Source organism: Curvibacter sp. PAE-UM, assembly GCF_001432305.1.
GTDB lineage: Bacteria > Pseudomonadota > Gammaproteobacteria > Burkholderiales > Burkholderiaceae_C > Hylemonella.
Genome location: NZ_KQ483358.1, coordinates 54090 through 66963 on the forward strand (window position 1 = coordinate 54090; position 12874 = coordinate 66963).

The following is a 12874-nucleotide window of genomic DNA, read 5'->3' on the forward strand; positions in this document are numbered from 1 at the left end:
CACCATGAACGCACCTTCCCTGCACCACATCAAGAACCGCAGCAAACCCCTGCCCCCTCTGCGCGTGGGCATCGGCGGCCCCGTCGGCTCGGGCAAGACCACCCTGCTCGAAATGCTGTGCAAGGCCATGCGCGACCAATACGACCTGGTCGCCATCACCAACGACATCTACACCAAGGAAGACCAGCGCCTACTGACCGTCAGCGGCGCGCTGCCGGCCGAACGCATCATGGGTGTGGAAACGGGCGGCTGCCCGCACACTGCCATCCGCGAAGACGCGTCAATCAACCTCGAAGCCATCGACCGCATGCTGGTGGACTTCCCCAATGCCGACGTGGTGTTCATCGAAAGCGGCGGCGACAACCTGGCTGCCACCTTCAGCCCCGAGCTCAGCGACCTGACCATCTACGTGATCGACGTGGCCGCGGGTGAGAAGATCCCGCGCAAGGGCGGCCCCGGCATCACCAAGAGCGACCTCTTCGTGATCAACAAGACCGACCTCGCACCCTACGTGGGCGCGAACCTGGACGTGATGAAGGCCGACACCGAGCGCATGCGCACCAACGCACAGGGGCTCAAGCCTTTCGTGATGACCAACCTCAAAACGCTGACGGGCGTGGACGAGGTGGTGAAGTTCATCGAGACACGCGGCTTGCTGAAGGCCTGAGCAGCGGCGTCCGTCGATACGGATCAGTAGGCATTTCCATACCGTGCGACGATCTCTTCGCGCCGTGCCGGGTCGATGTTGACCTTGCCCAGGTCTCCCCGCACATGCGGCAGGGCCAGCAGGCGCGGGTCCATCACCCTGAACCACAACGGCGGCACATAGGCCAGCGGGAACATGCCGAAGTAGCCACTGGGCAATTGCGGCAGGTCCGGAAAATCACGCAAGGACTGGTAGCGCCGTGAAGGATGGGCATGGTGGTCGGAATGGCGCTGCAGGTGGAACAGCGCCAGATTGGTGACCAGGTGGTTGGCGTTCCAGGAGTGGTGGGGTTGCGGAGTTTCGTAGGCCCCGCTCGGCAGGCGATCGCGCAGCAGGCCGTAGTGCTCCACGTAGTTGGCCGAGGTCAGCTGCCACCAGGCCACCACGTTGTGCAGGGCCAGGAAGGGCAGCATGATCCAGCCCCAGGCGGCAATGAGCCCCAGCTGCAGCACGGCCGTGACGGCGTAGGACTGCAGCATGGTGTTGTGCAGGCTCCAGGCGCTGCGGCCGTCCTTCTGCAGACGTTCCTTCTCCAGCGACCAAGCGCGGCGGATGCCGCCGGGCAGTTCGCGCAGGGCAAAACGGTAGATGTTCTCGCCCATGCGGGCGCTGGCGTGGTCTTCGGGTGTGGAGACCCAGCGGTGGTGGCCGCGGCCATGTTCCACGGTGAAGTGGCCGTAGGCCGGCACGGCCAGCACCAGGCGCGCCAGCCACTGTTCGATGCGGGTGTACTTGTGGCCTAGCTCGTGGCCGGTGTTGATGCCCAGGCCCGAGTCGGTGCCGGCGATGTAGGCCAGCATGAGCACGGCCCACCATGAAAGATCCTGCGTGCCCACCCACCAGGCGCAGCCGATCAGGGCGACGAAGTGCAGGGGCACGGTGGCCCAGGTCAGCCAGCGGTAATAACGGTCCTGCTCCAGCTGGGGCACCACGGCCTCGGGCGGGTTGTTCTCGTCCTCGCCCAGTAGATAGTCCAGCAGCGGCATGAGGCCATAGCTGATGAGCAGGGGCAGGCCGAGGGCGATCTGCGCGCCGGTCCAGGCCTGCAGGGCCATGCCCGTAAAGGGCAGCAGGGGATAGACCACCGACAGCAGCCACCAGGCGCGCTTGCGGTCGCGGTATTCGACGCGGCCCAGCTGCGGATCGTCTGCGACATAAACCTGGGGCATGTGAAAACTTCCCGGTGGCCTTGGTGATAACCATTATGGGGTGGTCTCGCCCGCCGGGCTAGCATGTCTTGCACCTTGCCGCACCGCACAACACCCCCCCGAAAGGACAACCCTTGGAACAGCAACGCATCGCCATCATCGGCCTGGGCCGCATCGGTTCGGCCTTCCTGAGCCAGATGCTGCAAAAACGCAGCCAGGGCATCGAGCTGGTCTGCGCTGCCGAGGCGGCCGACACACCCGGTCGTCAACTCGCGGTCAAATCCGGCATTGCGATCAAGTCGCTGGACGACATCGTGGCACTGGGTAACCGGATCGATGTGATCTTCGATCTCACCGGCATACCCGAAGTGCGCCGCGAACTGCGCGACAAGCTGGTGGCCGCCAAGAACGCGCACACGGTGATCGCCTCGGAAACCATCGTGCGCGTGATCTGGGCCCTGATCAGTCAGGACGCGCTGCCCGTGATCCAGGGCCGCAAGACGGGTTATTGAGCCGGGCGGCCCCAGCCGCCACTCAATGATGGTGGCCGTGCGCTCCGTGCACATGACCGTGGGCGATTTCCTCTGCGCTGGCGGCACGCACGTCCACCACGGTGACATTCAGGCGCAAGGCCTTGCCGGCCAGGGGGTGGTTGCCGTCCAGGTGCACCTCGGGGCCCTTGATCTTGACCACGGTGAAGACATGGGTGTGGCCGTCCTCGCCCCGGCCTTCGAGCTGGCCGCCGACCTTGACCCCGGGCGGGAACTGGGTCTTGGGGATGACCTGCACCAGGGCCTCGTTGCGCTCGCCGAAGGCGTCGGCCGGCTGCAGTTCCAGGCTGGCCTGGTAACCGGCTTCACGGCCCTCCAGCGCCTCTTCCACCTTGGGGAAGGTGTTGCCGTAGCCGCCGTGCAGGTAGGCATTGGGCTCCTTGCCGTCCTCCAGCAGCTTGCCCGTGGCGTCGCTGATGCGGTAGCGGATGGTGACGGCGGTGTCTTTGGTGATCTTCATGATGAGTAGGGGTTCTGCGGCCGGGGGCCAAAAATGAAATAATTGCGGTATTCGACTTCAAGGATACCGAAATATGAGCGACGCCCAGCAACGCATCGACGACCTCGTCAAACAGAGCGACGTGCTCCTTTTCATGAAAGGCAACGCCAGCTTCCCCCAGTGCGGTTTTTCCGGCCGCGCCATCCAGATCCTCAAGGCCTGCGGCGTGGACCCCAAGGCCGTGAAGACCGTCAACGTGCTGGAAGACGACGGCATCCGCCAGGGCATCAAGGAATACAGCAACTGGCCCACCATCCCCCAGCTCTACGTGAAGGGCGAGTTCATCGGCGGCTCCGACATCATGATGGAGATGTACGAAAACGGCGAACTGCAGAAGGTGCTGGGCACCCAGGCCTGAACCAGCCCGTTTCCAGATCAAGCCACCGCCAGCCCTGGGCTGCCGGTGGTTTTTTCACGCCCGCGCCGCTCAGCGTGCCACCGGCACCGCAGGCTCGTCGCGGTACTGCCAGGAGCGCTGCGCGGCGAGGACGGCGTTCGGGTAAGGGGACTTGCCGCGCGAGCCGTTGTAACGCCCCAGGGCCATGAAAAGATCGCCGCGCTCACGCTCCAGGTAATGGCGCAGGATGACGCAGCCAAAACGCAGATTGGTCTGCATATGGAACAGCTTGCCCACGTCACCGTCGCCGATCAGGCGCGACCAGAAGGGCATGACCTGCATATACCCCCGTGCGCCCACGCCGGAAACGGCAAACTTGCGGAAGTTGCTTTCGACCTGGATCAGGCCCAGCACCAGCGCCGTGTCCAGGCCGGCGCGCTTGCTTTCGTACCAGACGGTCTGCAGGAAATCACGGCGCTCGGGCCACTCCGCCTTCTTCTTGCGCAGGCGCTCGCTCATGGCACCGAGCCAGCGCAGGTAGGCCAGGCGGGCCTCGGTATCGGTGAATTCGGGCACCGGCGGCGCCCTGTTGGCGATGGCCGCGCCCAGGGCCGTGCGCACGGAGTCGGCCAGCGGTTCTTCGATCTGGCCGCCAGCGCGTGCCAGCGGCGGCAGGGCCAGGCCCGCGCTTATCGCCAGCAGGGCCCGCAGCCCCGTGCGCCGCTGCATGGCCGGACCCGTCATCGTCAGGCGCCGAGCCTGGATTTCAGCATAGCGGCCATGTCCGCCAGCGGCAGCTGGGTGGCGGCCGCGTCACGACGATGCTGGTACTCGACCTTGCCTTCCTTGAGCGTGCGGTCACCGATGGTGACGCGGTGCGGCACGCCGATCAGCTCCCAGTCGGCAAACATGGCGCCGGGGCGCTCGCCGCGGTCGTCCAGGAGCACGTCGATGCCGGCGGCCATGCACTCGGCATAGAGTTGCTCGGAGGCCGCTTTCACTTCGGGGCTGCGGTCCGGGTTGATGGGGCAGATCACCACCGTGAAGGGGGCGATGCTGTCGGGCCAGATGATGCCCTTGTCGTCGTGGTTCTGCTCGATGGCGGCGGCCGGCAGGCGCGTGATGCCGATGCCGTAGCAGCCCATCTCCATGAACTGTGGCTTGCCGTTCTCGTCGAGGAAGGTGGCGTTCATGGCGCGGCTGTACTTGGTGCCCAGGTAGAACACATGGCCCACCTCGATACCGCGCTCGATGGACAGCGCGCCCTTGCCGTCGGGCGACAAGTCACCGGCCACCACGTTGCGGATGTCTGCCACGAGATCGGGCTCAGGCAGGTCGCGGCCCCAGTTGACGCCCGTGCTGTGGAAACCCGCTTCGTTGGCGCCGCAGACCCAGTCGGCCATCACCGCCACCTCGCGGTCGGCCACCACATGCAGCGGCTTCTTCAGGCCGACCGGGCCCAGGTAACCGGGCTTGCTGCCGAAGTGTTCCAGGATCTCGGCCTCGGTGGCGAAGCGGAAGCCGCCTTCCATGCCCGGCAGCTTGCCGACTTTGACTTCGTTCATGTCGTGGTCGCCGCGCAGCAGCAGCAGCCAGACCGTGGTCTTGCCGATTTCTTCCTTGTCGGTGATCTCGTCGGTGGCCAGCACGATGGATTTGACCGTGCGCGCCAGCGGCAGGCCCAGCAGTTCGGCCACCTCGGCGCAGGTGCTCTTGCCCGGCGTGGCCACTTTCTGCATGGCCTGGCCGGCGGCCGGACGGGGCTGTTGCGGCGCCAGGGCCTCGGCCTTCTCGATATTGGCCGCGTACTCGCTGCCCGGGCAGTAGACGATGGCGTCCTCGCCCGTGGCGGCGATCACCTGGAATTCCTCGCTCAGATCACCACCGATGGCACCGCTGTCGGCGGCCACGGCACGGTAGGTGAGGCCGAAACGGTCGAAGATCTTGCGATAGGCCTGGGCCATGACCTGGTAGCTGGCCTTGGCCGCGACCTGGTTACGGTCGAAGCTGTAGGCGTCCTTCATGATGAACTCGCGCCCGCGCATCAGGCCGAAACGCGGACGGCGCTCGTCGCGGAACTTGGTCTGGATCTGGTACAGGTTCTTGGGTAGCTGTTTGTAGCTCTTGATCTCCTGGCGCGCGATGTCGGTCACCACCTCTTCGCTGGTGGGCTGGATGACGAAGTCGCGGTCGTGCCTGTCCTTGATGCGCAGCAGCTCGGGGCCCATCTTGGCAAAGCGGCCCGTCTCCTGCCACAGCTCGGCGGGCTGCACCACAGGCATGGTGAGCTCCACGGCGCCGGCGCGGTTCATCTCCTCGCGCACGATGGCCTCCACCTTGCGGATCACGCGCAGGCCCATGGGCATGTAGTTGTAGATGCCGGCGCCCAGCTTCTTGATCATGCCGGCGCGCATCATGAGCTTGTGGCTCACCACCTCGGCGTCGGCCGGTGCTTCCTTGAGGGTGGAGATGAGAAATTGGGAGGCTTTCATGGCGTGCTTTTTCTGACGGATGCAGGCTGATTCCCTTGATGCGCGGCAAGTGCCGTGCATAATGGAAACAGTTCAAAATTTGGGGTTTGATTATGCTTGACCGGGACGGCTTTCGGCCCAATGTCGGCATCATCCTGCTCAACCAGAAGAATCAGGTTTTCTGGGGCAAACGCATACGCACCCACTCGTGGCAGTTTCCGCAGGGTGGCATCGACCGGGGCGAAACCCCGGAACAGGCCATGTTCCGCGAGCTGCATGAAGAAGTCGGGCTCCAGCCCGAGCACGTGCGCATCGTGGCCCGGACCCGCGACTGGTTGCGCTACGAGGTGCCGGATCGCTACATCCGACGCGAAGCACGTGGCCACTACAAGGGCCAGAAGCAGATCTGGTTCCTGCTGCAGCTGACGGGCCAGGACTGGCACCTGAACCTGCGTGCCACCGACCACCCCGAGTTCGACGCCTGGCGCTGGAACGAGTACTGGGTGCCGCTGGACATGGTGGTGGAGTTCAAGCGCGGCGTCTACGAAATGGCGTTGACCGAACTGGCGCGTTTCCTGCCCCGCAACGACCAGCGCAACCGTTTCCTGCGCCAGGGCCATCGCCCGCGCGAGGGCGATCACCTGCACCACGTTTCGACGGTCGACGGTCACGGCATGGAACTGCCGCCCGGCGCCAGCTTTGACCCCGACCCGCAATCGGATCAAGCCAGCAAGGATCGCACGGAACCGCAGGGGCAATAGGCCGGCAACGAAACTTGCGAAGAAACCGTAGCGAGCGGCCCGAGCGCAAGGCGGACGGAGCGCAGGAACCGGAACGTACTTGGGGTACGTGAGGATTCCGAGTACCGCCCAACGCAGCGATCGGGTCGCGCAGTAGGTTTATTCGCCAGTTTCAGCGCATGAGGACCAGGTTGTCCCTATGCACCATCTCGGGCTCGGCGATGTAGCCCAGCAGTTTCTCGAACTCGCCCGAGGGCTTGCGGCACAGCAGACGCGCCTCGGAACTGGCGTAGTTGGCCAGGCCGCGGGCGATCTCGGCGCCCTGTTCGTCGCGCACGGCGATCACCTCGCCTCGGGAAAACTCGCCTTCCACGGCCGTCATGCCGATGGGCAGCAGGCTCTTGCCCTCTTCCACCAGCTTGCGTGCCGCTCCGGCATCCACCACCACGGCACCGCGCAGCTGCAGATGGTCGGCCATCCACTGTTTGCGTGCCTGGGTCTTGGCGGTCTGCGCCACCAGCAGGGTACCGATGGATTCGCCCTGCACCAGGCGCACCAGCGCATCAGGCTCGCGGCCCCAGGCGATCACCGTTGATGCCCCGGAGCCGGCAGCGCGCTTGGCCGCCAGGATCTTGGTGATCATGCCGCCCTTGCCCAGGCTGGAGCCAGCGCCACCCGCCATGGCCTCGAGGGCCGGGTCGCCGGCATTCGCTTCATGTACAAACTTTGCGGCCGGATCCTTGCGCGGGTCGGCCGTGTACAGGCCCTTCTGGTCGGTCAGGATGATGAGGGCATCGGCCTCGACCAGATTGGCCACCAGGGCACCCAGGGTGTCGTTGTCGCCGAACTTGATTTCGTCCGTGACCACGGTGTCGTTTTCGTTGATGACCGGCACCACGCCCAGCTGGATCAGGGTCAGCAGGGTGGAGCGGGCATTGAGGTAGCGCTCGCGATCGGCCAGGTCGGCATGCGTGAGCAACACCTGGGCGCTGCCCAGGCCATGCGCACGCAGGCGCGTCTCGTACATCTGTGCCAGGCCCATCTGGCCGACGGCAGCGGCGGCCTGCAATTCGTGAATTTCCTTGGGACGGCTGGTCCAACCCAGGCGCTTCATGCCTTCGGCGATGGCGCCGCTGGAAACCATGATGACCTCGCGCCCCTCACGAATGAGGACGGAAATCTGGCGGCTCCACTCCTCGATGGCGGCTTCGTCCAGCCCACGCCCTTCGTTGGTGACGAGGCTGGAGCCGACCTTGACCACGATGCGCCGGGCGGCGCGCATGACAGCTGTCGCGGATTTCTGATTCATGTTGAGGGCAGCAGCTGCACGAGGGGTATCGGCAGCGATAGAGGCAATCCGGGGATTCTAGTTCGCCCCAAGGCGGACTCGCCCTCTCAGGGGGCAGCGCAGCCCACGCAGTAACGAGCGTGGACGATCACGATTCGTCCGGCATGTCCTTGAAGCGTGGATCGACCTCGGCCACGGGGGGCTGCTCGGCCACCTGCTGGATCTTGACCTGCTTGTAGACAGTCTTGACCAGGTGGTCGCAACCTTCGTGCGTGAGCGCCGAGATCTGGAACACCGGACCTTTGTACTTCATGCGCTTGATGAAATCGTTGACGCGAGCCTCGCGCTCGTCGAGCGGGATCATGTCCAGCTTGTTGAGCACCAGCCAGCGCGGCTTCTCGTACAGCCCCGCGTCGTACTTCTTGAGCTCGGCCACGATGCCCTTGGCCTGGGCCACGGGGTCGGCGTTGTCATCGAAGGGCGCGAGGTCCACCACATGCAGCAGCAGGCGGGTGCGCTGCAGATGGCGCAGGAACAGGTGACCGAGGCCGGCGCCTTCGGAAGCCCCCTCGATCAGGCCCGGCAGGTCGGCCACCACGAAACTCTGCTCGGGGCCCACACGCACCACGCCCAGGTTGGGATGCAGGGTGGTGAAGGGATAGTCGGCAATGCGCGGACGGGCGTTGGAGATGGCCGTGATCAGGGTGGACTTGCCGGCATTGGGCAGGCCCAGCAGGCCGACGTCGGCCAGCACCTTGAGCTCGAGCTTCAGGTTCTTCTTCTCACCCGGCCAGCCCGGCGTCTTCTGGCGCGGGGCACGGTTGATGGCGCTCTTGAAGCGCATGTTGCCGAAGCCGCCGTCGCCGCCCTTGGCGATGGTGATGACCTCGCCCGGTGTCAGCAGCTCGTAGAGCACCTCACCGGTCTCGGCGTCGGTGATGATGGTGCCCACGGGCATCTTGAGCGTGATGTCCTCGCCGGCGGCGCCGAACATGTCCGAGCCCATGCCGTGCTGACCGCGCCTGGCATCGAAACGACGGGTAAAGCGGAAATCGACCAGGGTGTTGAGGTTGGGGTCGGCCACCGCAAAGACGTGACCACCACGGCCACCATCGCCGCCGTTGGGGCCGCCAAACTCCTTGTACTTCTCATGCCGGAACGAGACGCAGCCGTTCCCCCCATCGCCGGCGGCGATGTCGATAAAGGCTTCGTCAACGAACTTCATGAGAATGATTCTCCCAGATGACAAGCCGCTGGCGGCTTGCGTTACAGGCTAACTTCGCGATGCGCAAGTCAAACACGGTGGGCTGAAAACAAAAACCCTGCGCTTGAGGCGCAGGGTTTCGTGCGGGAGCCAGTGGAGCCTCAAGCAGCGGTGATGTTCACCGTGTGCTTGTTGAGTTCGCCCTTGATGGCAAACGACACCTGGCCGTCGACCAGTGCAAACAGGGTGTGGTCCTTGCCGATGCCGACATTGGTGCCGGGATGGAACTTGGTGCCACGCTGGCGCACGATGATGGAACCGGCGCTGACCTGCTGGCCACCGAAGGCCTTCACGCCGAGCATCTTGGGCTGCGAATCGCGCCCGTTTCGCGTAGAGCCGCCGCCTTTTTTCTGTGCCATGTCTCTTGCTCCTTATGCGGAGATGGCGCCGATTTGCAGTTCGGTGAACTGCTGGCGGTGCCCTTGACGTTTCTGATAGTGCTTGCGACGGCGCATCTTGAAGATGCGAACCTTGTCGTGCTTGCCGTGAGCCACGACCGTGGCTTTGACAGTCGCGCCGGACACCAGGGGTGTACCGACCTTGAGTTCAGCGCCGTTGCCGACTGCCAGAACCTGGTCGATGACGATCTCCTGGCCTACGTCCGCAGCAATCTGTTCTACTTTAATTTTTTCGCCAGCAGCAACACGATACTGTTTGCCACCGGTTTTTATGACCGCGTACATGAATGACCTCTTGAATTGAGCCTCTGCAGACGGATTTCCGCAGAGCCGAATATTGTAGCACGGCTTGCACTCACTGACATGGCCATCCCGGGAGCCGCCAAGGGCGGAGGGGCATCTTCCTATAATCGGGCCATCCCGCACCGGTTTACCCCCATCCCACCCGTGAACGCCCCCCACCCCGCCTCCCCGCTTGCCCTGATAACCGACGACATGCGGGAGGTGGACCGTGTCATTGCCGAAAAGCTGGATTCCGGGGTCCCCCTGGTGGGCCAGGTGGCGCGCTACATCATCAGCGCCGGCGGCAAGCGCCTGCGCCCGGCCCTGCTGCTGCTGGCCTGCGGCGCCCTGGGCTACCGTGGTGAACAGCGCTACAACCTGGCAGCCGTGGTCGAGTTCATCCACACGGCCACCCTGCTGCACGACGACGTGGTGGATGATTCCACCCTGCGCCGCGGCAACGCCACGGCCAATGAGACCTACGGCAACCCGGCCAGCGTGCTGGTCGGCGACTTCCTCTATTCCCGCGCCTTCCAGATGATGGTGGACGCACAAAGCATGCGCATCATGCAGGTGCTGGCCGACGCCACCAACGTCATCGCCGAAGGCGAGGTGCAACAGCTCATGAACATGCACAACGCCGACCTGGACGAGGCCGGTTACCTGCAGGTCATACGTTCCAAGACGGCCAAGCTGTTCGAGGCCAGCGCCCGCTGCGGCGCCATCCTGGCAGGTGCAGAGACCCCGCTGGAAGATGCCTGCGCCGAATACGGCCAGGCCCTGGGCACGGCCTTCCAGGTCATCGACGATGTGCTGGACTACGCGGGCGATGCCACAGTGATGGGCAAGAGCCTGGGGGACGATTTGCGCGAGGGCAAGGCGACCTTGCCGCTGATCGCCGCCATGCAGCGCGGCACCGACCCCGAACGCAAGCTGATCCGCGACGCCATCGAACACGGCTCCGTGGCGGAGCTGGACCAGGTGATCGCCATCGTGCGGCGCACCGGCGCCCTGGACGTGTCACGCCAGGCTGCGGCCCGTGAAGCCGAGCGCGCCGTTGCGGCCGCGCAGCGCCTGCCCGCCGGGCCCCATGCCGCCAGTTTGATACAATTGGCATCTCAGCTGTTGGCGCGTCAGTCGTGACGCCCACCCGGCAGTTCGGGACATCGGAATGTAGCGCAGCCTGGTAGCGCACTTCGTTCGGGACGAAGGGGTCGGAGGTTCGAATCCTCTCATTCCGACCAATCACTTGCCTTGCTCCAGCCCCGACGGGCGCGGGTATCCCCCTGGGTAACCCGGCAAGGCTTTCCCGCTGCATCTTTTCCATGTTGCGCCGCTACGTCTGCTTGCAAAATGGCGCCGTGCTTTCGTTTACATCAGCCGGGCAATCGGCGATGATCCGTGGGTTTCCTCACCCCCGGAATTTCGAAAACCACAGTCCATGGCCGCCGTAGATACCGCCATCCACCGCGAAAATGCTCCCGTTGCCCTGCCCGGACTGGGGCGCGCCCTGATTCTGGCTGGCAAGCTGGAGCAGAAGTCGGCCGAGGAGCTCTTCCGCAAGGCGTCCAGCAACCGCACCAGTTTCATCGCCGAACTCACGGGTTCGGGAGCCGTTTCCGCAGCGGATCTGGCCCACACCATGTCGGCGGCATTCGCCGCCCCGCTGATCGACCTGGATGCCGTCGACACACAACGCCTGCCCAAGGAACTGCTGGACCCCAAGATCTGCCATGACTACCGCGTGGTGGTCCTGGGCAAGCGCACCAACCGGCTGGTGGTCGCCACGGCCGACCCCTCTGATCAGGCCGCCGCAGAAAAGATCAAGTTTGCCAGCCAGATGGGCGTGGACTGGGTCATTGCGGAATATGACAAGCTGCTCAAGCTGGTGGAAGTCCACGCCACCTCGGCCTCGGAAGCCATCGACAACATCGTCGGTGGTGATATCGAATTCGACGAGTTCACGACCGAGGCCGTGAGCGACAGCGCCGAGTCCGCCACTTCCGAGGTGGACGACGCGCCGGTCGTCAAGTTCCTGCACAAGATGCTGATCGATGCCATCGGCATGCGCGCTTCGGACCTGCATTTCGAGCCCTACGAGCACAACTACCGTGTGCGTTTCCGCATCGACGGCGAACTGCGCGAGATCGCCTCGCCGCCCGTGGCCATCAAGGACAAGCTGGCCTCGCGCATCAAGGTCATCTCGAAGATGGACATCTCCGAGAAGCGGGTGCCGCAAGACGGCAAGATGAAGCTCAAGGTCGGCCCCGAACGCGTCATCGATTTCCGGGTCAGCACGCTGCCCACGCTGTTCGGTGAAAAGATCGTGATCCGTATCCTGGACCCGAACAGCGCCAAGCTGGGCATCGATGCGCTGGGCTACGAACCGGAAGAAAAAGAACGGCTGCTCAAGGCCATCAGCCGTCCCTACGGGATGATCCTGGTCACCGGCCCCACCGGCTCGGGCAAGACGGTGTCGCTGTACACCTGTCTGAATCTGCTGAACAAGCCGGGGGTGAACATCGCCACGGCCGAGGACCCGTCCGAAATCAACCTGCCGGGTGTGAACCAGGTCAACGTCAACGACAAGGCCGGCCTGACCTTCGCCGCCGCGCTCAAGTCTTTCCTGCGCCAGGATCCCGACATCATCATGGTCGGCGAAATCCGCGACCTGGAGACTGCCGACATCGCCATCAAGGCCGCCCAGACCGGCCACCTGGTGTTGTCCACGCTGCACACCAATGACGCGCCCACCACCCTCACGCGCATGCGCAATATGGGGATCGCCCCGTTCAACATTGCCTCCAGCGTGATCCTGATCACGGCACAGCGTCTGGCGCGCCGCCTGTGCCCGAACTGCAAGGCGCCGGCCGAGATTCCCAAGAAGACGATGCTCGATGCCGGCTTCCAGCCGGACGAACTGGACGGTTCCTGGATCAACTACCGCCCGGTCGGCTGTTCCGCCTGCAACAATGGCTACAAGGGACGCGTGGGCATCTACCAGGTCATGCCGATCACCGAGGAGCTGCAGCGCATCATCCTGCGCGATGGCTCCGCCCTGGAAATCGCCAAGCAGGCGCAGGCCGAGGGCGTGCGCTCGCTGCGCCTTTCCGGCCTGCACAAGGTCAAGCAGGGCCTGACTTCGCTCGAAGAAGTCCTGGCCGTCACCAACGAATAACAAACGGGAGCT

14 protein-coding genes and 1 tRNA gene are annotated in these 12874 nt (G+C 64.5%); 7 read left to right on the forward strand and 8 right to left on the reverse strand.

All coding sequences use genetic code 11. The features are described 5' to 3' along the window. Positions 1-4: 4 nt before the first annotated feature. Positions 5-667: an urease accessory protein UreG gene (ureG, locus tag AO057_RS00250; RefSeq protein ID WP_057673737.1), complete on the forward strand. Its 663-nt coding sequence runs from the start codon at positions 5-7 to the stop codon at positions 665-667. A 23-nt stretch (positions 668-690) separates the two neighbouring features. Here the strand turns inward: ureG and AO057_RS00255 are convergent, their stop codons facing one another. Continuing rightward, on the reverse strand, positions 691-1875 hold the full coding sequence (locus AO057_RS00255) for an alkane 1-monooxygenase (RefSeq protein ID WP_057673738.1): 1185 nt from the start codon (positions 1873-1875) through the stop codon (positions 691-693). A 113-nt stretch (positions 1876-1988) separates the two neighbouring features. Between AO057_RS00255 and AO057_RS00260 the strand changes: the two genes are divergently transcribed. Further along, positions 1989-2366, forward strand: a complete 378-nt coding sequence (locus tag AO057_RS00260; protein WP_057673739.1) for an MDR/zinc-dependent alcohol dehydrogenase-like family protein — start codon at positions 1989-1991, stop codon at positions 2364-2366. Positions 2367-2388: 22 nt separating this feature from the next. On the opposite strand, the gene AO057_RS00265 is transcribed toward AO057_RS00260, so the two are convergent. Then, entirely contained in the window at positions 2389-2865 is a 477-nt protein-coding gene (locus AO057_RS00265) for an FKBP-type peptidyl-prolyl cis-trans isomerase (RefSeq protein ID WP_057673740.1), read from the reverse strand. A 73-nt stretch (positions 2866-2938) separates the two neighbouring features. Here AO057_RS00265 and grxD point away from each other — a divergent pair, with 73 nt between their 5' ends. Continuing rightward, positions 2939-3262, forward strand: coding sequence for a Grx4 family monothiol glutaredoxin (gene grxD, locus AO057_RS00270; RefSeq protein WP_057673741.1), 324 nt, complete (start codon positions 2939-2941; stop codon positions 3260-3262). 69 nt (positions 3263-3331) lie between these two features. Here the strand turns inward: grxD and AO057_RS00275 are convergent, their stop codons facing one another. After that, a complete protein-coding gene (locus AO057_RS00275) occupies positions 3332-3985 on the reverse strand; it encodes a lytic transglycosylase domain-containing protein (RefSeq protein ID WP_057673742.1) in 654 nt (217 codons plus the stop codon). A gap of 2 nt (positions 3986-3987) precedes the next feature. Continuing rightward, positions 3988-5733, reverse strand: coding sequence for a proline--tRNA ligase (locus tag AO057_RS00280; protein WP_057673743.1), 1746 nt, complete (start codon positions 5731-5733; stop codon positions 3988-3990). A gap of 92 nt (positions 5734-5825) precedes the next feature. Here AO057_RS00280 and AO057_RS00285 point away from each other — a divergent pair, with 92 nt between their 5' ends. Continuing rightward, complete coding sequence (locus AO057_RS00285; RefSeq protein ID WP_057673744.1) at positions 5826-6473, forward strand: RNA pyrophosphohydrolase; 648 nt, start codon at positions 5826-5828, stop codon at positions 6471-6473. A gap of 151 nt (positions 6474-6624) precedes the next feature. Here the strand turns inward: AO057_RS00285 and proB are convergent, their stop codons facing one another. The 4 genes from proB to rplU form a co-directional block, all read right to left on the reverse strand. Next, a complete protein-coding gene (proB, locus tag AO057_RS00290) occupies positions 6625-7761 on the reverse strand; it encodes a glutamate 5-kinase (RefSeq protein WP_057673745.1) in 1137 nt (378 codons plus the stop codon). Positions 7762-7888: 127 nt separating this feature from the next. Continuing rightward, positions 7889-8965 carry an Obg family GTPase CgtA gene (gene cgtA, locus AO057_RS00295; protein WP_057673746.1) on the reverse strand — a complete coding sequence of 359 codons (1077 nt, stop codon included), beginning with the start codon at positions 8963-8965 and terminating at the stop codon, positions 7889-7891. Between the two features lie 140 nt (positions 8966-9105). Then, positions 9106-9363 carry a 50S ribosomal protein L27 gene (gene rpmA / locus AO057_RS00300; RefSeq protein ID WP_057673747.1) on the reverse strand — a complete coding sequence of 86 codons (258 nt, stop codon included), beginning with the start codon at positions 9361-9363 and terminating at the stop codon, positions 9106-9108. 12 nt (positions 9364-9375) lie between these two features. Then, positions 9376-9687 (reverse strand): 50S ribosomal protein L21, encoded by a 312-nt coding sequence (gene rplU, locus AO057_RS17320; RefSeq protein WP_082605348.1) that lies wholly within the window; start codon positions 9685-9687, stop codon positions 9376-9378. 210 nt (positions 9688-9897) lie between these two features. Between rplU and AO057_RS00310 the strand changes: the two genes are divergently transcribed. The 3 genes from AO057_RS00310 to pilB all read left to right on the forward strand — a co-directional run bounded on the left by AO057_RS00310 (position 9898) and on the right by pilB (position 12862). After that, complete coding sequence (locus AO057_RS00310; protein ID WP_205630052.1) at positions 9898-10827, forward strand: polyprenyl synthetase family protein; 930 nt, start codon at positions 9898-9900, stop codon at positions 10825-10827. Between the two features lie 24 nt (positions 10828-10851). After that, positions 10852-10928, forward strand: a tRNA-Pro gene (locus AO057_RS00315). A 197-nt stretch (positions 10929-11125) separates the two neighbouring features. Next, positions 11126-12862, forward strand: coding sequence for a type IV-A pilus assembly ATPase PilB (gene pilB / locus AO057_RS00320; protein ID WP_057673749.1), 1737 nt, complete (start codon positions 11126-11128; stop codon positions 12860-12862). The last annotated feature ends 12 nt before the right edge of the window (positions 12863-12874 follow it).

Excerpts from the sequence above, each read along its gene's own strand:
- ureG (WP_057673737.1), top strand. The coding sequence starts at position 5 with ATGAACGCACCTTCCCTGCACCACATCAAGAACCGCAGCAAACCCCTG.
- AO057_RS00255 (WP_057673738.1), bottom strand. The coding sequence starts at position 1,875 with ATGCCCCAGGTTTATGTCGCAGACGATCCGCAGCTGGGCCGCGTCGAA.
- AO057_RS00265 (WP_057673740.1), bottom strand. The coding sequence starts at position 2,865 with ATGAAGATCACCAAAGACACCGCCGTCACCATCCGCTACCGCATCAGC.
- grxD (WP_057673741.1), top strand. The coding sequence starts at position 2,939 with ATGAGCGACGCCCAGCAACGCATCGACGACCTCGTCAAACAGAGCGAC.
- AO057_RS00275 (WP_057673742.1), bottom strand. The coding sequence starts at position 3,985 with ATGACGGGTCCGGCCATGCAGCGGCGCACGGGGCTGCGGGCCCTGCTG.
- AO057_RS00280 (WP_057673743.1), bottom strand. The coding sequence starts at position 5,733 with ATGAAAGCCTCCCAATTTCTCATCTCCACCCTCAAGGAAGCACCGGCC.
- AO057_RS00285 (WP_057673744.1), top strand. The coding sequence starts at position 5,826 with ATGCTTGACCGGGACGGCTTTCGGCCCAATGTCGGCATCATCCTGCTC.
- proB (WP_057673745.1), bottom strand. The coding sequence starts at position 7,761 with ATGAATCAGAAATCCGCGACAGCTGTCATGCGCGCCGCCCGGCGCATC.
- cgtA (WP_057673746.1), bottom strand. The coding sequence starts at position 8,965 with ATGAAGTTCGTTGACGAAGCCTTTATCGACATCGCCGCCGGCGATGGG.
- rpmA (WP_057673747.1), bottom strand. The coding sequence starts at position 9,363 with ATGGCACAGAAAAAAGGCGGCGGCTCTACGCGAAACGGGCGCGATTCG.
- rplU (WP_082605348.1), bottom strand. The coding sequence starts at position 9,687 with ATGTACGCGGTCATAAAAACCGGTGGCAAACAGTATCGTGTTGCTGCT.
- AO057_RS00310 (WP_205630052.1), top strand. The coding sequence starts at position 9,898 with ATGCGGGAGGTGGACCGTGTCATTGCCGAAAAGCTGGATTCCGGGGTC.
- pilB (WP_057673749.1), top strand. The coding sequence starts at position 11,126 with ATGGCCGCCGTAGATACCGCCATCCACCGCGAAAATGCTCCCGTTGCC.